General features: G+C 65.8%; 15 protein-coding genes. 2 read left to right on the top strand and 13 right to left on the bottom strand.

Annotation, left to right across the window (positions count from 1 at the left end; translation table 11 throughout):
* Positions 1-79 precede the first annotated feature (79 nt).
* The 11 genes from I6F36_RS21920 to I6F36_RS21870 all read right to left on the bottom strand — a co-directional run bounded on the left by I6F36_RS21920 (position 80) and on the right by I6F36_RS21870 (position 15187).
* Complete coding sequence (locus I6F36_RS21920; protein ID WP_225126943.1) at positions 80-2161, bottom strand: methyl-accepting chemotaxis protein; 2082 nt, start codon at positions 2159-2161, stop codon at positions 80-82.
* 112 nt (positions 2162-2273) lie between these two features.
* Positions 2274-3044, bottom strand: a complete 771-nt coding sequence (locus tag I6F36_RS21915) for an enoyl-CoA hydratase (protein WP_225172129.1) — start codon at positions 3042-3044, stop codon at positions 2274-2276.
* Positions 3045-3058: 14 nt separating this feature from the next.
* Complete coding sequence (locus I6F36_RS21910) at positions 3059-3508, bottom strand: MarR family winged helix-turn-helix transcriptional regulator (RefSeq protein WP_225172128.1); 450 nt, start codon at positions 3506-3508, stop codon at positions 3059-3061.
* A gap of 49 nt (positions 3509-3557) precedes the next feature.
* Positions 3558-5219 carry a tannase/feruloyl esterase family alpha/beta hydrolase gene (locus I6F36_RS21905; RefSeq protein ID WP_225172127.1) on the bottom strand — a complete coding sequence of 554 codons (1662 nt, stop codon included), beginning with the start codon at positions 5217-5219 and terminating at the stop codon, positions 3558-3560.
* 92 nt (positions 5220-5311) lie between these two features.
* Positions 5312-6766, bottom strand: coding sequence for a GntP family permease (locus tag I6F36_RS21900; protein WP_128264933.1), 1455 nt, complete (start codon positions 6764-6766; stop codon positions 5312-5314).
* A gap of 3 nt (positions 6767-6769) precedes the next feature.
* Entirely contained in the window at positions 6770-7789 is a 1020-nt protein-coding gene (locus I6F36_RS21895) for a patatin-like phospholipase family protein (protein WP_036026863.1), read from the bottom strand.
* Between the two features lie 108 nt (positions 7790-7897).
* Positions 7898-9142, bottom strand: coding sequence for a phosphoglycerate dehydrogenase (gene serA, locus I6F36_RS21890; protein WP_225172126.1), 1245 nt, complete (start codon positions 9140-9142; stop codon positions 7898-7900).
* A gap of 125 nt (positions 9143-9267) precedes the next feature.
* Positions 9268-10500, bottom strand: a complete 1233-nt coding sequence (locus tag I6F36_RS21885; RefSeq protein ID WP_225150909.1) for a rhodanese-like domain-containing protein — start codon at positions 10498-10500, stop codon at positions 9268-9270.
* Positions 10501-10577: 77 nt separating this feature from the next.
* Positions 10578-11753 carry a PepSY domain-containing protein gene (locus I6F36_RS21880; RefSeq protein WP_225150906.1) on the bottom strand — a complete coding sequence of 392 codons (1176 nt, stop codon included), beginning with the start codon at positions 11751-11753 and terminating at the stop codon, positions 10578-10580.
* A 23-nt stretch (positions 11754-11776) separates the two neighbouring features.
* Positions 11777-14110 (bottom strand): TonB-dependent siderophore receptor, encoded by a 2334-nt coding sequence (locus tag I6F36_RS21875; protein WP_225172125.1) that lies wholly within the window; start codon positions 14108-14110, stop codon positions 11777-11779.
* Positions 14111-14302: 192 nt separating this feature from the next.
* Positions 14303-15187, bottom strand: coding sequence for a dihydrodipicolinate synthase family protein (locus I6F36_RS21870; RefSeq protein WP_225172124.1), 885 nt, complete (start codon positions 15185-15187; stop codon positions 14303-14305).
* 165 nt (positions 15188-15352) lie between these two features.
* Here I6F36_RS21870 and I6F36_RS21865 point away from each other — a divergent pair, with 165 nt between their 5' ends.
* Both I6F36_RS21865 and I6F36_RS21860 read left to right on the top strand, forming a co-directional pair.
* Positions 15353-16765, top strand: coding sequence for an FAD-binding oxidoreductase (locus I6F36_RS21865; RefSeq protein WP_225172123.1), 1413 nt, complete (start codon positions 15353-15355; stop codon positions 16763-16765).
* Positions 16766-16772: 7 nt separating this feature from the next.
* A complete protein-coding gene (locus I6F36_RS21860) occupies positions 16773-17438 on the top strand; it encodes a GntR family transcriptional regulator (protein ID WP_225172122.1) in 666 nt (221 codons plus the stop codon).
* Positions 17439-17444: 6 nt separating this feature from the next.
* On the opposite strand, the gene I6F36_RS21855 is transcribed toward I6F36_RS21860, so the two are convergent.
* Together I6F36_RS21855 and I6F36_RS21850 are read right to left on the bottom strand one after the other, a co-directional pair.
* Positions 17445-17693 (bottom strand): hypothetical protein, encoded by a 249-nt coding sequence (locus tag I6F36_RS21855; protein ID WP_225172121.1) that lies wholly within the window; start codon positions 17691-17693, stop codon positions 17445-17447.
* A gap of 50 nt (positions 17694-17743) precedes the next feature.
* Positions 17744-19309, bottom strand: a complete 1566-nt coding sequence (locus I6F36_RS21850) for an ABC transporter substrate-binding protein (RefSeq protein WP_036026857.1) — start codon at positions 19307-19309, stop codon at positions 17744-17746.
* Between the last annotated feature and the right edge of the window lie 22 nt (positions 19310-19331).

The following is a 19331-nucleotide window of genomic DNA, read 5'->3' as shown; positions in this document are numbered from 1 at the left end:
GAGCGAGGCGGCACAGATGTACCCGCAGTGCCGAGCTGCGGCAATGCCCGCGCGACGTCCGATGGAAAGAGTATGAAAATCAGGCGCTCTTCACGGCGCCCAGGAAACCCTCGACCGCGACGCGAAGACGATCGGCATCCGCCGACATCTTCTTGACGGACTCCGACAGCACCGTGCCGGCATTGCCGGTCTCCTGGTTGAGCCTGGCGACGCTGCCGATGGTATCGGTGACCTCGCGGGTGCCCTGGGCCGCCTGCTGGAAATTGCGCGAGATCTCCGTCGTGGCCGCGCGCTGCTGTTCGACCGCGGCGGCAATCGCCGTCATCTTCTCGTCGATGCCGCCGATGGCGCCGCCGATCAACCGGATCGCGGCGACCGCCTGGCCGGTCGCGCCTTGGATCTCCTCGACCTGGCGCGAGATCTCTTCCGTCGCCGTCGCGGTCTGCGCCGCAAGGCTCTTGACCTCGCCTGCAACCACCGCGAAGCCGCGGCCGGCCTCGCCGGCGCGCGCGGCTTCGATGGTGGCGTTCAATGCCAGCAGATTGGTCTGGGCCGCGATCGCGTTGATCATCTTCACGACCTCGCCGATGCGACTGGCCGTCTGATCGAGAATCTCGACCGTCGCGTTGGTCTGCTCGGCCTGCGCCACGGCCTCGCGGGCCTCGCGCGCGCTCGACTGCACCTGCGCGGAGATCTCGCCCACGGATGCGGAGAGCTCCTCGGTCGCGGCGGCGATGGTCTCGAGATTGTTGGTGGCCTGCTCGGCTGCCGAGGAGACCGCCGCGGTCTGGCTGCTCGATTCCGAGACCAGCGAGCGCACGCCGCTTGCGGTGCCGTCGAGCTCCCGCGTCGAGGCCGCAACGCTCTGGATCACCGCCTGCACCGTGTCGTCGAAGCTGCGGCAGGCGGCATCGACGGTGCCGGAGCGGGCGAGCTGAAGCGCCTGCTGCGATTCGCGTTCCTTACCCAGCCGCTCCGCGGTCGCCGCGCTCTCGCGCAGGCTTTCGAGCGCAGCCGCCATGGTGCCGAACTCGTCGGGATGCCGCGATTGCGGCACGGGCGTCGCATAGTCGCGGGCGCTGATGCGGGCGATGGCGTCGAGGATGGCGCGCACCGGGCGCATCAGCCGGTTGCGCACCACAAACACGCCCGCGACAGTCACGGCCAGTGCAAGCAGGAAGCCGAAGGATTGCACGATGAGATTGGTGAGGGCCTTGGCCTGAACTGCCTCCGCGTGCGCGATCGACAGGTCGAGCGCCTTGCTCGCGACCGCGACGATGGAGGCGAACGGAGCCTGGCACAACGCGTTCCATTCCGAAGCGGGCATCGCGGGACGGCCGCTGCCATCCAAGCCCTTGGTGAGCTCGCCGATCTGCTTGAGAGCGCCGTCGGTCTTGGCCTTCGCCTCCTTGGCCGTGTTGACGAGGTCGGCCGGCACGTCAGGCGCAGCCAGCAGCTCCTCCATGCCGGTCCAGCCGGCGGTGACGACGCCGTTCCATCCGGCCACGGTCTGCTTCTGGGCATCGTCGAGCGGCTTGCTGGCGTTGACGTTCGGCCGCAGGGTCGAGCACTGGATGCCGTAGCGGTCGCGCACCTGCCAGGCGAGGCGGCGGGCCTGGATCATGCGGGCGATGTAAGGATCGTTCATCCAGGCGCGGTTCGACACCGCCGTGGACGCGAGATTGGCGGTCTCGATCACCTTGGTGACCGCATCGTACCAGGGCGCGGTCCGCTCCAGCTTGCGCTCGGCGCGCGGCAGCTTGGCCTCGTCGTAGAACAACTGGAATTTTGGCGCGGCCTCGCTCCAGCGCTGCTTCAGCGTGCTGGCGAGCTCGTCGCGGCGGGCGAATTCGACGGTAGAGAGCGCCGCGCTGATGGCATCGAAGCCGGCCTGTTCCGCCTTCTCGGCAACGCCGAGCTTGGCGCGCGGATCGTCCTCACCGAGCAGGGCGCTCTGGGCATCGCCACGATTGCTGCGCAGGGCAACCACGCCATGGAAGATCGACTTGTCGGCATTCGCGAGCCGCTCGGTCTCCAGACTGTCGCTGTAGCGGCCGAAAGCCCCGACCATCTGGATGGCCGTGCTGGTCAGCGCGCCGGCCGCCAGCAGCGTCATCAGGACCAGGAGAAGCGTGCTTACCGATTTCTTAAAAATGGACATGGGTCGAGGGACCTAACTCTCAGGAGAGGGCCCACCTTGCAGCGCCACGTGCCAATGTTTCGTTAAGGTTTGAGTTGAATCGAAACGATCCAGCCTGCACGCATTCGGAATACTATCCTATTCTGGTGAAATCCGGCGGGCGGCGCTCCGCAAACGCCGTAAACGCCTCGCGCGCTTCGGCGGTGCGCAGGCGCTGCGCAAACTGCTCGCCTTCGGCCTGCATCTGCGCGACCAGCGCCTCGCCGTTGCGCATCAGCCGCTTGGTCGCGACGAGGGCCCCGGCCGGCTGGCGGGCGAGACGCTGCGCCAGCGCAAGCGCTTCCGCATCGAGCCTATCGAGCGGCACCACACGGTTGGCGAGTCCCCATTCCAGCGCCGACCTGGCCGGCACGGTTTCGCCAAGCGCGAACATCTCGTAGGCGCGGGCATAGCCGATGCGCGCCGGCATCAACAGGCTGGAGGCGGCTTCAGGCACCAACGCGAGGCTGACGAACGGCGTCGATAATTGCGCGTTGTCGGCGAGCACGACGAGATCGCAATGCAGCAGCATCGTGGTGCCGACGCCGACGGCACGGCCCTGCACGGCCGCGACAACCGGCCGGGTGCAGCGCGCCAGCGACTGGATGAAGCGCACCACGTTGCGGCTGCCTTCGGACTTGCCGGCCGCGACGGCCGCGAACTCGCCGACGTCGTTGCCGGCGGTGAACATGTCGCCCTCGCCGCGGATCAGGATCACGCGGGCGGATGAGTCGAACTCGGCGGATTCGATCGCATCGGCGAGCTTGCCGTACATCGCATCCGTCAGCGCGTTCTTCTTGTCGGGACGTGCCAGCGTGAGGGTGAGGATTCCGCCGCTGTTCTCGATCCGGACCTGCTCGGTCATTAGTCTGCTCCGTGTTATTCGTCTGAACGTCTTGGAAACTTGTCCTGAATGCTCGTCAGCCAGCGTGCGACGATGTCGATTTCCGCGGCCGTGAAACCTTCCGTCAGCGCCGCATTGACCTTCGCCGCGCTGGTCTTGGCCTGCGCCAGCGCGGTGCGCCCCTTCGGCGTCAACCAGATGCGAAAGGCGCGGCCGTCCTCGCGGTCGGCCCGCCGCTCGACCAGCTTCGCAGCCACCGTCCGGTCGACGAGACCAGAAATGCCAGCCGGCCCCATGTCGAGTGCCGCCCCCGCCTCGCCCATCAGCACGCCATCCTGCTTGCCGAGGATGAACAGTAGCCCCGCCTGCGCCGGCGTCACCTCGCTCTCGGGCCGCGCCGCCATCCAGCGCTGCAGCCGGCGCTGGGCGACACTCAGCAAGTAGATCAGCCGGGGATGCCGAGCGTCGGCGCCGTTATTTCGCATGCGAAATAGATAGTGAAACGCAGGCGCGTTGTCAAACGGGCCCTCTTGGTTACGGCGCGCAGGTGAAGCTCGCCGCTTCCGTCACCGGGCCGCTCTTGTAGTGCGGCCAGGCCGGCCAGCGGCACAGCGGCAGCGCGCGCGTCGCGGCAAACGACGGCGCCTCGACCTTCTGCTCCCTGACTTCGAGGTCGCCGGGCGCTTTGCCATTCTCGACCCAGTCGACCAGAACGCTCAGCATATCGACATTGGCGGGCGCGCCGGAGCCGACATGGTCGACGCCGGGCGCGGTGTAGAGGCGCGCGAACTCCGCGGTCTCGGCCTTGCCCATCTTGCGCTCGACGCTCTCGAAGTAGCGGATGCCGGCATAGGGGCTCTGGGCGTAGTCGGCCATGTGCTCGAGCACGATCAGCCGGCCGCCCCGCGCCCGGAACCGACTGAGATCGGGATCGGTGGAATCCATCAGGCTGGACACCTCGAGCAGCCGCGCCTTGTGCTCTTCCACCTTGTAGGTGGTGACGTCGAGCTTCGGATCGCGCGCGAAGACATATTGGATGCCGCCGGCGCCGTAGATCCAGGCGATGCCGTTGTTCGGCGCGGGCGGCTGCGCCGGCGGCGCGGTGCCGAGCCACCAGGAGACCCAGCCGCCGGTCGGCCCGACCGCGGGGATGTCCTCGCCGGAGACGCCCCAGCCCGGATAATCGTCGAGACCATTGGCGAGCGCGAAGGGGAATTTGTAGGTGGCGTGCAGCGTGTTCACCGCCTTGATCTGTGCATCGGTGAGACACTGGTCGCCGCTCTGCCCGGCCGCGCAGCGCAGCGTCTCGACCTTGAACGCCGCCTTGCAGCCGACGGGATCCTGCACCAGCGCATCGTCGGAGCCGTCGGCCTTGTCGCAAGCCGCGCGCACGGCCTCGCCTACGAGCTTGACCTGCGCCGGGTTGATCCAGCCCTCGCCCATGGTGACGAGACCCGAGCGCGTGCCGGCATGCTGCAGCCCGACCCAGTTGATCACGGGCACACGGGCGAAGATGCCGTCGAAATCGTCGGGATAGCGCTGCGCCATGGTGAGGCCTTCGCGGCCGCCCTCCGACGAGCCCATGAAGTACAGCTTCTCCGGCTTCCTGCCGTAGGCGCGCTGCATCAGCCCGACCGCGGCGTCGCGCACCTTCTTGTACGCCCGATGGGCGAAATTCTCGAAGGCCTCGTCGTTCAGCGCAAAGACCTGCGGCGGCTCGCCCTGCTTGGTCTCGTGGCCAGAGTCGGTGCCGTAGGTGACGAAGCCGCGCGCCAGCGGCGAGGGCCTGTCGAAGGGATAGGCCGGCGGCAGGGCAAGGCCCGTGATCAGCACACCGTTGAAGCCGCCGCCGCCATATTGCAGCGAGCGCCCGTTCCATTCGACGGGGAGGTTGACCTGGAATTTGATCGGGGGCGCCTTGGGATCGGTGGGATCGATATGGCCGAGCACCTTGCAGAAGCGCGGATTGGCCGGCGTGATGCGTGCCGATGGCGTCGGCCCGCGCTCGGCCACGGCCAATTGCGACGGCGCCTGCAGGGTCGCGGAATCGATCTTCACGGCGTCAGCGCCGCCGACGAGGCCTTTGCAGACGGTCTCGGCGTCTTCGGCCAGCGTTGCCGCTGAGGCACCACTCGCGCTCATTGCGGCCGCAGTGCCCACCAGCCATGCACACAGCTTCGCTCTGTTGCGCTTCATCGTTTCCACCCGGCTTGTCCTGTTGCGTTCGGCACTTGGCCGCATTCAATGCAACCTTCGCCCGTCCGTCAATCGCTGACGCCGGCTTTCCGTCAGAACGAGCCCAGCGCAGTGCCCAGGGCGATCACCGCCAGCAGCGCCAGGAGCGAGGTCACGATACCGACCATGACGATATCGAAATAGCTGTCGCGATGGGTCAGGCCGCAGATCGCGAGCAGGCTGACCACCGCACCGTTATGCGGCAGGATGTCCAGCGTTCCCGCGCCGATCACCGCCACGCGATGCATCAGCGCAAGGTCGATGCCGTGGCGCGCGGCAAGTTCGACATAGGTCGGGCCGAGAGCATCGAGGGCGATGGTCAGGCCGCCCGACGCCGACCCGGTCAGCGCGGCCAGGATGTTGGTCGCGACGGCGAGCGAGACCAGCGGTCCCCCTTCGATCGCCAGCACCCAGTCGCGCACGATCGTGAACGCCGGCAGCGAGGCCACGACGGCGCCGAAGCCGACGAGGCTGGCGACGCTGAACGCAGGCAGGACCGACGCATTGGCCCCGGCGTCCATGGTCCGGCGCAGCACCGGCAGGCGCGCCCAGTTCAGCGCGATGGTCGTGACGATGGCGGCAGCCAGCGCCACCGCGACCGACCACACGCCTGCGACCGCCGCAAGCGTCGTGTCGCCAAAGCGCGGCTCGGCGAGATAGCTGACATCGAGCCGCGGCAGCACCACCAGCGACATCAACAGGTTGACGGTCACGACAACGACGAGCGGCGCCATGGCGTTCAGCACGGGCGACGGCCGCTCGCTGCGATGACCGTGCTGTAGCTCCGCCGGATCGAACTCGCGGGCAGTCGTCGCGCGCTCGCGCACGAGCTCGTCAGCAGCGGCCTGCTCGATCGCGCCCTCGGCGTCGTCGCCATAGCCTTCCCCGGCGCGGCGCGCCGCAGCTTCGGCGCGATGCAGCCACCACAATCCCGCGCCGAGCATGATGAGCGAGCCGACGATGCCGAGGCCCGGCGCGGCAAACGGCGTCGTACCGAAGAACGGCATCGGAATCGCATTCTGGATCGACGGCGTGCCAGGTAGGGCCGACATGGTGAAGGTCGACGTTCCCAGCACGATCGCGGCCGGGATCAGACGACGCGGAATCGAAGCGGCACGAAACAGCGAGCGGGCCATTGGAACGATGACGAAGAACGCAACGAACAGGCTGACACCACCATAGGTGACCAGCGCGCCGGCGAGCACGACCGCCGGGATCACGCGGCGTTCGCCGAGGCGCTCCGCCATGAAGCCGGCGACCGACGTCACCGCGCCACTGTCGTCCATCAACTTGCCGAAGACGGCACCAAGCAGAAAGATCGGAAAGAACTGCGCCAGAAATCCCGCCGCGTTCACCATGAACACCTGGGTCAGGTTCGCGAGCAGCGGCTCACCGCCGAACAACGCAGCAATGAGTGCGGCGAACGGCGCGAGCAGCAGGACGCTCCAACCGCGGAAGGCGAATAGGACGAGCAGACCGAGTCCGACGAGGAGGCCGAGGAGACCCATGCCTCAGCACTCCGACAGCAGGACATCGAGATCGGCGGTCGAGCGGCGGCCGATCTCCGCGCCGTGCTCGGCGAGGAAGTTGTCCGCGGCCATGCGTCCCTCGGCGCGCAGCATCGAGACGAACTCCCACTCCGCGTTGAGCTTCGAGGAGGCCCCGAACTTCGCCAGCATGTCGCTCTTGATCCGGTGCGTGCGCATCTTCGCCCAGCGCGCGCCCTCGCCGCTGCCCGGATCGGCCGCCTGGCGCAGCAGCGCGATCATGCGCAGCTCCTTCATCAGCGGCGAGTTGAAGGAGATTTCGTTGAGACGGTTGAGGATCTCCGCAGCCGTCCGCGGTTGCTCCGGCCGCTCAGTCGGATTGATCTGGACGAGAATGGTGTCATGCGCGTCGCTTTCGCGGACCAGCGGCGTGATGGTCGGGTTGCCGGCATAGCCGCCGTCCCAATAGGGCTCGCCGTCGATCTCGATCGCGCGGAACATGGTTGGAAGACAGGCCGATGCCAGCAGCACGTCGGCCGTGATCTCCGCGTTGCGGAAGATACGTCCGCGCCCGGTGCGTACCCGGGTCGCGGTGATGAATAGCTGGATCGGCGAGCGCACGAGCCGTTCGAAATCGATGCTCTCGGCCAGCACCGCGCGCAGCGGATTGTAACCGGTAGGATTGAGGTCGTAGGGCGAGAGCACACGCGACATCAAATCGGTGAGGATGTAGAACGGCGACGTATCGAGGGTCCAGCGCCCCATCAAGCGGTCGAGCGGAGAGCGCTGTAGCGGGCTGAAGGCCGCGGCCTTCGAGATACGACGCCAGTATCGGTCGAGCGCCTCACGCGCCCCCTCGGCGCCGCCGGCCGTCCACCCGTCCGCCAGGACCGCCGCATTCATCGCGCCTGCGGAGGTTCCGGAGATCGCGGCGATCTCCAGCCATTTCTCTTCCAGAAGACGGTCGAGCACACCCCAGGAGAAGGCGCCATGCGAACCGCCGCCCTGCAGCGCGAGATCAATCAGTACGGCGTCCCGTTCCATGGCGGACACTCACGCAACTGAAGCTCAAATTCGACGTGATTGGAACACGTCGAATTCGACCGCAGTGTGGGAGCACCGGCCGCAAGATGCAACCGGAACGTGGGCGGTTTAGTGCTCAAATACCAGCCGCGCCCCGACCGTTCCCTCGAGGCCGCGGATCTGCTGCAGCAGCTCGCCGGAATCCTGACCGCCGAGATCGGCGTCGAGCACGACGTAGCCGAGGTCGCCGGCGGTCTCCAGATATTGCGCGGCGATGTTGATGTCGCGCTGGAGGAAGACCTCGTTCAGCCGCCGCAACATGCCGGGCACGTTGCGATGGACATGGCTGAAGCGTGCACCGGAGGGACGAAGATGCAGCTGCACCTCCGGGAAGTTGACCGCGCCCATGGTCGAGCCGGTAATGAAATAGTCGACCAGTTTTCGCGCGACTTCCCCACCGATGCGCTCCTGCGCCTCCTCAGTCGACCCACCGATATGGGGGGTGAGGATGACGTTCTCGATGCCCTGAATGGGACTATTGAAACGATCGGCATTCGACGAAGGCTCGACGGGAAAGACGTCGACGGCCGCACCGGCCAGATGACCGTCGCGCAAGGCACGCGCCAGCGCATCGAGATCGACCACGGTGCCGCGGCTGTTGTTGATCAGAGACGAGCCCGGCTTCATCGCCCGCAGCTCCCTCTCGCCGATCATGCCCGCGGTCTCCGGCGTCTCCGGCACGTGCAGGCTGACCACATCGCTCTGCGCCAGCAGATCTTCCAGCTTCTCGACCGGCTCGGTGTTGCCGTGGCGAAGCTTGTCGGTGCGGTCGAAATAGATCACGCGCATGCCCATGGCTTCGGCCAACGTCGAAAGCTGCGAGCCGATATTGCCGTAGCCGACGATGCCGAGCGTGCGGCCGCGCACCTCGCGGCTGCCCGCCGCCGATTTGTCCCAGCCCCCGGCATGGGCCGACACCGAGCGCGGAAAGATCCGCCGCAGCAGCATCACGATCTCGCCGATGACGAGCTCGGCGACGCTGCGCGTGTTGGAGAACGGGGCGTTGAAGACGGGAATACCGCGCTTGCGCGCCGCCGAAAGATCGACCTGGTTGGTGCCGACGCTGAAGCAGCCGACCGCGAGAAGCTGGCCGGCCGCCCCCAGCACCTCATTGGTGATCTGCGTGCGCGAACGGATGCCGAGCAGCGACACGCCTTCGAGCGCGCGCCGCAGATCCGCGCCGTCCAGCGCCTTGGTCAGCCGCTCGACATTGGTGAAGCCCGCGCCCTTGAAAAGGTCGACAGCGCTATCATTGACGCCTTCGAGCAGCAGCGCCTTGGCGCTTCGCTCAGGGCTTTGGCCTGGGGCGGACATGGCATCTCCGTAGATGGCAGCTTTGCCTTCGCACATAGACCGCGGGCGGTGCGCAGCACAATAGGGAACGGATACGGGGAGAAGACGGCCGGAGCTGAGGATGCGCTTGGCATCCCAGAGCTCGGTCAAATCACATAGAACCCGTGCGTGCCGTCGCGGCGGAGCTGCTCGACGAGGCCGTATTCCCAATCGAGATAGGCCTGCATCGCGGATTCGGCCACATCGGTGCCTTCATAGGGCCGGCGATAGCGATGGGCCGGGTTGGGCTTCGGCAAGACCTGCGGTGGACCGATTTCCAGCGCGCAATCATAGCCGCCCTCGAGCACATAGACTTCCCAACCCATCTGCGCCAGCCAGGACGCCGTCATGTCGGCGCGGACGCATCTGTCATCGGTCAGGACGATGCGCGCGCCGCGCACGGGCGCGGCCATGTCGGTTTCCTGCACGAGCTGGCCGCCGGGATAATGGCGGAAGCCGGGGAGATGGCCGGCCGCATAGTCCTCGGCATCGCGCACGTCGAAGCGATACAGCGTGCGATCGGTCTCTGCGACCAGCGCAGCCATCTCGTTCGCTCCGATATGGCGAACACCGGCGCGATAGGCGACGTCGCGGGCATTGGCTGGACCGCCCTCGAACGGGCCGATCGCGCCGCGCCTGTCGGCGCCGTGATTGAGCCCGTGCCGCGCCAGGGTCCAGCCGATGGTGCCGTTGCGCAGCGCCCGCACCTTGTTGGGCACGCCGGCATTGATCAGCGATTGCGTGCCGATGATAGAGCGGGTGCGGCCGGCGCAGTTGACGATGATCGTCGTTTCAGGGTCGGGCGCGGCCTGCCCTGCCCGCAGCACCAGCTCCGCGCCGGGCACGCTGACCGAGCCCGGGATGTTCATGGTCGCATATTCGTCGAAGCGGCGGACGTCGAAGATGGCGATGTTGGCCTTCTCCGCGATCAGCTTTGCCACCTCGTCGGCGCTGAGCGAAGGCGTGTGGCGACGCGACTCGACCAGCTCACCGAAGGCCTTGGAATACGAGTTGACGTCCTCGAACACCTCGAAGCCCGCATCGCGCCACGCCTTCAGCCCGCCGTCGAGTGCGCTGACATTGGTGTAGCCGAGTGAAGCCAGACGCTCGGCGCCGGTCGCAACCAGCCCCTCGCCGTCATCATAAAGCACGATCGCAACGTCCTTGCGCGGCAGCCGCACCTCGGCCTCAACTGCAAGCCGGTCGGCGGCCATGTTGGCGGCGAACAGCGGATGGCCGGTGGCAAAGGCGGCCTCGTATCTGAGATCGAGCAGCGCGATCTCTTCGCGCAGGAGCAGGGCGCGGCGGATATCGGCGGGGGTGACGGTCGGAAGCTTCATGGCGAAAACCTGACAAGGACGTGCCCACGGGCTTTTGAACGATTGTCGAGGTGTTGGCTAGCCTCTTCGGCTGCAACTCACTCGCCCGGAACGAGCCGCCCAAGCGGCGGCTGCGCCGGGCGCCGCAGCTTGCGGCGCGACAGATAGAGCAAAATGCCGGTGACCGAGAACAGCGGCATCAGGGCCGCGGCAATCATGAAGGCGAGCTTGCCGGGCCAGCCCAGGACCGCGCCGCGATGGATATCGAGCATGTTGGCGATGATCTTCTCGCCGAACGTCTTGTCGGCGTAACGTTCCGTGGAGGCGACCTGACCGGTGACGGCATCGATGCGGAATTCATCGCGCTTGGTGTCGAGCGTCGAATCCTTCCCCCACGACCGGATCCGTATCGCCGTGCCAGGCCCCGGCGGCAGCGTCAGCCAAGCCCTGGCGAAGCGGTCGCCCTCCTCACGCCGGAACGTCGTCCACGCCAGGTCGAACCCGATCGGCTGGGCCGGCTCGGAACGGGCCGCCGCACGCGGCGCCTTCGCGGACATTCTTGGCTGCATCTTCGCGGCAGAGACTTCTGGACGCGACAGCAGCCAGACGACGCCGTCCTTGTACCAGTCGAACGAATACCACAGGCCCGTGAGCGTCATCACAAGATAGACCGGAAGAACCCAGGTGCCGATGACCGCATGCAGCGAGCGATGCAGCCCGCGTCCGCCGAGACCGAGATTGGGCTTGAGCCACATCTTCACGCTGCGCGCGCGAGGTGGCCAGCGCAGCACGAGGCCCGAGACCAGCATGACGATCAGGCCGAGTGCGGCCACACCGGTGATCTGGCGGCCCCAGCCCTTGGCATCGCCAGGGATCAGCAGCCAGCGATGCAGCTTCCGAACCGTCGCGAAGAACGCCTCGCCGCGCGGCGCACCCAGCACGCGCGCATCATAGGGGTCGACATAGAGCGAATTCCGCCGCTCGCCCTGCTCGTCGCGCGCGAAGCGGACCCGCACGGCCGCAGTCGGATCGCTCGACAACATGACGGCCGAGACCTGACCGAAATTTTGCCCCGCCCCCAGCCGCGCGACCAGTTCGTCCGGCATCAGCGCCGGCATCTCGCGCGGCACGACGTGCATGATGCCGGCGTTGAGATGATCGACGATCTCGTCCTCGAAACTCATGATCGCGCCGGTCAGCGCGATCAAGGCTAGCAGCAGCGCGAGCACCAGGCCTGCGATGGAATGGACCTGGAGCAGGACAGTTTTGATCATGTGCCCGGGCCGCGTGGCCATGGCTAGAACTTCACCGTCGCCGAGAGAGACACCCGGCGCGCGTCGCCGATAGCGACGTTTAAATTATTCACGGCTGAGGGATAGTAGACCGTGTCGAACAGGTTCTTGACGTTCACCTGGTACACCACCGGAAACTGCTCGTGTTTCGTCTCGTAAGTCGCAAAGAGGTCTGCGACGACATAGGACGGCAGGAAGAAGCTGTTGATCGAATCGCCGGGACGATCGCCGACATAGCGCGCCCCGCCGCCGAGACGGAACTGGCCGGGCAATGCGGTGCCGAAGTCGTGGACCAGATAGAGCGAAGCGGTGTTCAAGGCGACGTTTTGCAGCTTCTTGCCGAGCAACGTCAGATCCTCGGAGGCCGTCACGCGGGCGTCGGTATAGCCATAGCTCCCAATCAACGCCCAATCGTCGGTGAGCCTGCCGGTGACGTCGATTTCGAGGCCGCGCGAATGAGCGCGGCCGACGGTGTGAAGCTCCACCACGCCCGCGCTGTTCGTCTTCGTCGTTTGCACATTCTTCTTGTCGAGGTCGTAGAATGCGACGGTTCCGGAGATGCGCTGGTTGATGTCGAACTTCACGCCGGTCTCGTACGACACACCCTCCTCGGGCGCGACCCTGGAGTCGATCACCACGCCGATCGGCGCAATCGTCGAATTCGGCTTCAGCGATTCGGTGTAGCTCGCATAAAGCGAGATCTGATCGGTCAGCTTGAAAATCGCGCCGCCAAGCGGGAGCACCTTGTCTTGCGACACGTTTGTGTTGGTGTTGAACGGCTTTCCGCGTCCGGCGATCTGATCGTAGTCCATATAGCGCACACCACCGACCAGTGCGAACCGCTCCGTCAGATGCAGCGTGTCCTGGAAGAACAGCGACCACTGGCCAAGCTTGTCGGTCTGGGCGCTGTCGGGGTTCGACACCCTGGTTCCAGGCCCGATCAGCCCATAGACAGGATCGTAGACGTTGAAGGCGGGAGTTGTCTGCCGGATCAAGACGTCGCGATAGATCGTGCGATACTGACCGTCGCCGCCGAATAGCACCTCGTTGCGCATGTCGCCGAGCCAGAAGCCGCCCGAGACATAGGATGTCCCATAGCTGACATTGCTTAGCGAGCTTCCCGTGCCGTCGTTGCTGCGCGTCTCGACGCCGGTCGTGAAATTGATGCCGGTGATGCGGAGCTGGTTGGCGCTGAAGGTTTCGGTGTTGTAGCTGTAGCCTGCGTAGAGCTTCCAATCCTGGTTGAAGCGGTGCTCGACCGAAGCCTGGATCAGATCGGACGTGCCCCAGGTGTTGTTGAAAGGCTCATCCAGCCGGCGCGTAGCGGGCACGGCCAGCGGCGCCTTCGTCACCGGATTGAACGCGGTGCCGCGGTCGAACGGATAGATGAACTCGCGGTGCTCGTAGTTCAGCTGCACCGTGGTGTCCTGGCCGTACCACGCGAGCGAGGGCGCAACCAGCATCTCACGGTGGCGACCGAAATTCCGCCAATAATCCTCGCTGACGCCGTAGCCGATGAAACGATAGGCGAGCCCCTGGTCGCCGATCGGACCGGTGACGTCGAGCAGGCCGTCGGCACCGGTCTTGGAGGCACTGAAGGCCGAGCCGAGCAGCGTGACCGAGCCATGCTGATAGAGCTCGGGCCGCTTGCTGATGGTGTTGACGATGCCGCCGGGATCCATGATGCCGTAGAGCAGCGAAGCCGGACCTTTCAGCACCTCGACGCTTTCGACCGCAGGATTGAGACTGCGGCCCTGCACCAGCGGCATGCCGTTGCGCATGATCGAGCCGTCGCGGTTGTCGCCGAAGCCACGGCGGATCACCGCGTCCTGGCTGCCGGCGAGCGTGTTGGTCTGGGTGACGCCGGAGACGTTGCTCAGCGCGTCGTCGATGTTGCGCGGGAGCTGGTCCTTCAGCACCTGCGCGGGCACGACGTTGACGGCCTGCGAGGTGTCGAGCGGCGAGGCGCCGCTGCGCAGCGTGGTCGCGCTCGGCATCGCGCGGTAGCCGAGCTTTGCGGCTTGCTGTGCGGCGGCTACGGCAGCGGCGCGCTCCGACAGCGTCGGCGCCGCGGGTGCGGGATTGCGGCTGGGCTGGCGGCGCGCCGCCGTTTGCGCGCGGCGTGACGACTGCTCCGATGCACGTGCCGGCTTCGGTCGTGGCGCCGGCGCCTCCACCGTCACCGGCGGCAGAGCCGATTGCGCCTGTGCGCTCGTCGTGATGGAGGGATATTCGATGAGCAGCACCGCTGCTCCCATGAGAAGACCTGCACGGCTCTTGCCGGCACGAGTTCGATGGCCGTTGTCACGTTGGCCATCCACGAAGGCACGCACTTTCATTCCACTTCAAGTCAGGAGCATTGAAGTGTGCGCCTGTAACAGCCGCCGCGATCAAGGAGAACCGTAGCCGGGCTTGAATCGCTCTAGTGTTGAATTGTTCTAAGAGGAGGCGGATGCTGAACAGCAATCATGAATTGCCGGTGCACCGCGCATGACACGCTGCACGCGAAATCGTGGCCCGATATTTCACGATCACGCGATGGCGGGAGCGATCAACTCGTCGAGCTTCCGCTTGAACGCACTGCCGTCCGACAAAGCGCGGAGCGGCGGACGCACGCGCAACCAACCTGCATCGCCGGTCTGCGCCGCAAGGATCGCCTTCAGCGTTGCGACAAGGGAGGGCGTCTTCAGCACGACGTCGACCGCCGCCTGCATGCGCGCTTCGACGTTCTTGCCGTCAACCATCGCCTTGACCAGCTCCGGCGCAATGTTGGCCATGCCGCAGATGGTGCCGGCGCCGCCCGCAGCGATCGCGCGGGCGATGTCGGGTTCGTTGCCGACGGTGATGGCGAGCTCGGGCGCGGCGGCACGGAATGCTTGGAACTGCTTGAAGTCGCCGCTGGAGTCCTTCAGACCGGCAACCACTTGGCCGTAGCGCTTGCGCAGGCTTGCGGCGACTGTCGTCGGGATCGCAACGCCCGAGACTTGCGGAATGTGGTAGAGCGAGGCGCGCAGGCGATCGTCGGCAACACCGTCGATGATGGCGGCAAAGGCGTCCTCGATGCCTTCATGCGTGACACTCCGATCGAAATAGGGCGGCAGCAGCAACACGTGGCGCAGGCCGAGGCCGAGCACGGCGCGCGTCAGCGCAATGCTGTCGGTGATGGCCGGAAAGCCGCCGCCGATTCCGATGCGCTCCGCCGCGACCCCGGCCTTGAGCATCGCTTCGATCGTCGCAATCCGTTCGGCGGCGTTGAATGAGGTCCCCTCGCCGGTGGTGCCGAACAGCACGACGCCGTCGACGCCCTTGCCGAAGAGGTGCTTGGCGTGAGAGGCGAGCTTGGCGGCGTCCACACTGCCGTCCGTCGCCAGCGGCGTCGCCGACGCCACCCAGAACCCGCAAATTGCCTCGGCCATCACACCACCCTTTGCTGCCGCACCCGGCTAAGCCGCTGATCTTCAACGATCTTTCGCGCTTGCCGAGACCTTGTTTTCACTTTACTTTTGGTCTTGTACCTTACATACAACGTTTATGCAAATCCTCCGCGCCATGTGCGCGGCCAGATCTTGAGGAGGTCTCGCATGGACATGGTGACCCCCGCCGGACGCCCCGACCAATTGCTCGGCGCGTTGCGCGACAGGCTCGGCGCGGCGGCGGTGCTTGTTGGCACCGATGTGCCGGCGCGCAATTGCAACGACTGGAGCGCGAGCCTGCCGCAAACGCCGCTGGCGGTGATCCGCCCCGTCGATGCGCAGGGCGTTGCCGAGGCGATTGCGACCTGCCGGCAGGCGCATCTGCCGTTCGTGCCGCAGGGCGGACTGACCGGCCTGTGCCGCGGCGCTTCGCCTGAAGCTGGCTGGGTCGCGATCTCGCTGGAGCGCATGACCGGCATCGAGGAGATCGATCGCGCCTCGATGACGATGACGGTGAAGGCCGGCACGCCGCTGGAGACGATCCAGAAGGCGGCCGACGAAGCCGGCTTCTTCTTTCCGCTCGATCTCGGCTCGCGCGGCTCCTGCGCGATCGGCGGCAATCTCTCGACCAATGCCGGCGGCAACCGCGTGATCCGCTACGGCATGACGCGCGAGCTGGTGCTTGGTCTCGAAGTGGTGCTGCCCGACGGCACCGTCATCACCAGCCTCAACAAGCTGATGAAGAACAATGCCGGCTATGACCTGAAGCATCTGTTCATCGGCTCGGAAGGCACCCTCGGCATCATCACGCGCGTGGTGCTAAAACTGTTCCCGAAGCCGCGCTCGACCATGGCCGCGCTGTGCGCCTTGAAGGATTATGCCGCGGTGATCGCGCTGCTCGACGCGGCGCGCTCAGGGCTCGGCCCGCTGCTGTCCGCCTTCGAGGTGATGTGGCCGGATTATTGGGACGTGATCACGAAGCGCGCCGGCGTGAAGCCGCCGGTCGCCCCAGGCCACGGTCTCTACGTGCTGGTGGAAGCGCAGGGCACCGACGAGAGCATGGATGGGCCGCGCTTCCAGAGCTGGCTCGAGGAGCTGATGGAGCGCGGGCTGCTGGCGGATGCCGCTGTCGCGCAATCGCTCGGGCAGACGCAAGCCTTCTGGCGCGTGCGCGACGTCTGCGCCGAATTCGGTCAGGTGCTGGGGCCGCACATCTCCTACGACATCGGCCTTGCGGTGGCACGGATGGACGAGTTCGTCACACGCTGCAAGGCGGCGCTCGCTGCGGGCATCGAGGGTTGCGAGAGCGTCTATTACGGCCATATCGGCGACGGCAATCTGCATCTCATCTCCTGGGTCACCGGCCTTTCCGTCGCGCAGCAGCCGAAGGAGGAGATGGACGCGATCATCTACGGTCTCGTCCGCGAGCTCGGCGGCAGCGTCTCCGCCGAGCACGGCATCGGCACCTTGAAGAAGCAATGGCTGGGCCATGCGAGGGGCGAGGCCGAGATCGCGCTGATGCGCACGCTCAAGGCGGCGCTCGACCCCGATCACCTGCTCAATCCCGGCAAGGTGATCTGAACGCACGATGCGATTGCTCAAGCTCGATACGCCGAAATCGCTGTCGCAGCGGGTGATGCTGCGGCTGCGCCAGGCCATCATCGACGGCGAGTTCGCGTTAGGCGCTGCCATCTCCGAGGAGATGGTGGCCAATTCCTTCGGCGTCAGCCGCACACCGGTGCGCGAGGCCATGGGCCAGCTGCAGGCGCAGGGACTCGTGGTGATCCGACCCCAGGTCGGCAGCTTCGTCTTCACGCCGAGTCCGGACGACATCCATGCGCTCTGCACCTTCCGCATTGCGCTCGAGCCCAAGGCCGCCGAGCTCGCCTTCCGCAATGACCGCGACGGCGCGATTGCGTCCATGAGCGCGGCGATCGCGGCGATGGAGCCGGCCGTCGCGGCAAAGGACAACATCGCCTATGGCCGCGCCGACACCGCTTTTCACGAGGCGCTGTTCGCCCATTGCGGCAACCGCTATCTCGCCGAATCCTATCAGCTCGTCTCCGGCCGCGTCGCCGCGCTCCGCACCAATCTGACCTCGCCGATCGACGTGCGCACCCGCACGTCCTTCGACGAGCACCGCAAGCTGCTCGATCTGTTCGCGCGCGGCGAGTTCGCCGCCTTCGAAGGCCTGATGACGACGCACATCACGAATTCGGGAATGGTCTATGCTAGGGCGTTGAAGGTGGATTGAGCGCGTCTACCGCTCCTCCTTCGATCCCGGCCTGTCCAGAAAATCCAGCGCGGTGTTGATCTGCTCGAGCTGGTGCTCGATTCGGTCGCGATCCTCCACCGATGGCGCCTGTTCGAGCTGTTCCACCAGCTTCTGCTTCCGCATCAGCAAGTTCTCTATGACCGTACCCACGATTCCCCCCATCGCCAGAGGCGACGTCACGAGCGCCGAATCGATGGAGGCGCGCGCAACCCGGGCCCGCGTCGAACCCTCCATCTGAATGTTGCTGGGAGCGATTGGTTCCTCCGGCGCCGTGCCGGATCGCACTACTTCTTGGTGATATTCCAGTAGACGGGGACCGCTCCCTTTACGAGGCCGTCAACGTTGCTGCGTACCGCCCGCACCAGATAGAGCTGTGCAGCAGGCCAATACGGCACATAGTCGACGGCGCGGAGCTGGAGGTCGGCTGCGATCTTCTTTTTCTGCTCGGGATCTGTCGCCAACGCGAATTCGTTGCGCAGCTTTTCGATCTGCTCGTCGCAAGGCCAGCCGAACCAGGCCTTGTCGCAGTTTGCGCGCAGCCCAAGGTGGCCGACCGGCTCGAACATGTCGGCGCCCGTCGGTCCCGACATGAACAGTGACCAGCCGCCCTTGTCGACGGTTTCCTTGGACGCGCGCCGTCCAACCAGCGTGCCCCAGTCCATCGCCTGAGGTTCGACCTTGAGGCCGATCTGACGCATCAACTGCTCGGCAACGAGGCTGAACGTATTCGTGGGCCCGCTTTCGGTCGCATGCAGCACCACGACCGGCGTACCGTCATAACCGCTCTCGGCAATCAGCTTCTTGGCCTTTTCGATATCGGGCTTGGTCCAGCCGGCAGCCGTGAAATAGGGCGATGAGCACATGTAGAAGCTCGGGCAGCTCTTGTAGAGCTTGGGGTCGCTGACATAGGCTCGCGCGAACTTGTCCTGGTCGATCATGTAGCTGATCGCCTGCCGGACCTTTGGATTGTTGAACGGCGGGACCGAAATGTTCATGCGGAACACCATCTGCATGCCGAGCGTGTCCTGCGGCATCGTCTTGATGTCGGGATTGCCGGCAAGCGTCGGCAGGAAGTCCGGCGGCACCTCCTCGAAAATGTCGATCTCGCCGGCCTGGAGTGCATTGAGCGCGGTCTGCGCATCCGGGATGTAATGCCATTCGACCCGGTCGACCTTGGCGAGCTTGCCGCCGGCAAGCCCGCTCGCCGGCTCCGCGCGCGACTTGTAAGACGGGCTCTTGACGTAAACGACCTTGGAGCCCGGAACCCACTCGTCCTTCTTCATGATGAAGGGACCCGAGCCGGTCGCATCCGTGATGGCGGTGTCCGCCGGCGTCGCAGCGATCCCCTTCGGCATGATGAAGGGCACATTGGAGCTCGGCTTGGAGAGCGCCTCGATCACCAGCCCCCACGGGCGCTTGAGCTTCAGTTCGAAGGATTTTTCGTCCTTGACCGTCAGGCTGTCGCTGACGGAGGCAAGCTGTTGGCCAAGGCCATCGCGCTGCCACCAGCGCTTCAGCGATACGACCGCATCCTCCGCGGTGACCGGCTGGCCGTTGCTGAAGGTCAGGCCGCCGCGCAGCGTGAAGGTGTAGGTGAGTTGATCGCTGCCGACCGCAAAGGACTCCAGCATCTGCGGCTGCGCGACGAGCTTCTCGTCCAGTGAGAACAGCGTGTCGTACACCATATAGCCGTGGTTACGAACCATATAGTCGGACGTGATCACGGGATCGATCTGCTTGAGATCGCCGAAGGGGCGGATCTTGAGCACCGTCTCCGCAACGGCAGGCGATATTGCACCCAGCCAGCCTGCCGCCATCATGACCGCAAATATTCCGTTCGGCGATCTCATTTGATACTCCTCCCGTTTTCTG

Source organism: Bradyrhizobium sp. BRP19 (genome assembly GCF_020194195.1).
Classification (GTDB): domain Bacteria; phylum Pseudomonadota; class Alphaproteobacteria; order Rhizobiales; family Xanthobacteraceae; genus Bradyrhizobium; species Bradyrhizobium yuanmingense.
This window is presented reverse-complemented; position numbering and strand designations above follow the sequence as displayed.

Bases quoted from the DNA above. Each gene is read 5' to 3' on its own strand.
- I6F36_RS21920 (WP_225126943.1), bottom strand. From the start codon at position 2,161: ATGTCCATTTTTAAGAAATCGGTAAGCACGCTTCTCCTGGTCCTGATG.
- I6F36_RS21915 (WP_225172129.1), bottom strand. From the start codon at position 3,044: ATGACCGAGCAGGTCCGGATCGAGAACAGCGGCGGAATCCTCACCCTC.
- I6F36_RS21910 (WP_225172128.1), bottom strand. From the start codon at position 3,508: ATGCGAAATAACGGCGCCGACGCTCGGCATCCCCGGCTGATCTACTTG.
- I6F36_RS21905 (WP_225172127.1), bottom strand. From the start codon at position 5,219: ATGAAGCGCAACAGAGCGAAGCTGTGTGCATGGCTGGTGGGCACTGCG.
- I6F36_RS21900 (WP_128264933.1), bottom strand. From the start codon at position 6,766: ATGGGTCTCCTCGGCCTCCTCGTCGGACTCGGTCTGCTCGTCCTATTC.
- I6F36_RS21895 (WP_036026863.1), bottom strand. From the start codon at position 7,789: ATGGAACGGGACGCCGTACTGATTGATCTCGCGCTGCAGGGCGGCGGT.
- serA (WP_225172126.1), bottom strand. From the start codon at position 9,142: ATGTCCGCCCCAGGCCAAAGCCCTGAGCGAAGCGCCAAGGCGCTGCTG.
- I6F36_RS21885 (WP_225150909.1), bottom strand. From the start codon at position 10,500: ATGAAGCTTCCGACCGTCACCCCCGCCGATATCCGCCGCGCCCTGCTC.
- I6F36_RS21880 (WP_225150906.1), bottom strand. From the start codon at position 11,753: ATGATCAAAACTGTCCTGCTCCAGGTCCATTCCATCGCAGGCCTGGTG.
- I6F36_RS21875 (WP_225172125.1), bottom strand. From the start codon at position 14,110: ATGAAAGTGCGTGCCTTCGTGGATGGCCAACGTGACAACGGCCATCGA.
- I6F36_RS21870 (WP_225172124.1), bottom strand. From the start codon at position 15,187: ATGGCCGAGGCAATTTGCGGGTTCTGGGTGGCGTCGGCGACGCCGCTG.
- I6F36_RS21865 (WP_225172123.1), top strand. From the start codon at position 15,353: ATGGACATGGTGACCCCCGCCGGACGCCCCGACCAATTGCTCGGCGCG.
- I6F36_RS21860 (WP_225172122.1), top strand. From the start codon at position 16,773: ATGCGATTGCTCAAGCTCGATACGCCGAAATCGCTGTCGCAGCGGGTG.
- I6F36_RS21855 (WP_225172121.1), bottom strand. From the start codon at position 17,693: ATGGAGGGTTCGACGCGGGCCCGGGTTGCGCGCGCCTCCATCGATTCG.
- I6F36_RS21850 (WP_036026857.1), bottom strand. From the start codon at position 19,309: ATGAGATCGCCGAACGGAATATTTGCGGTCATGATGGCGGCAGGCTGG.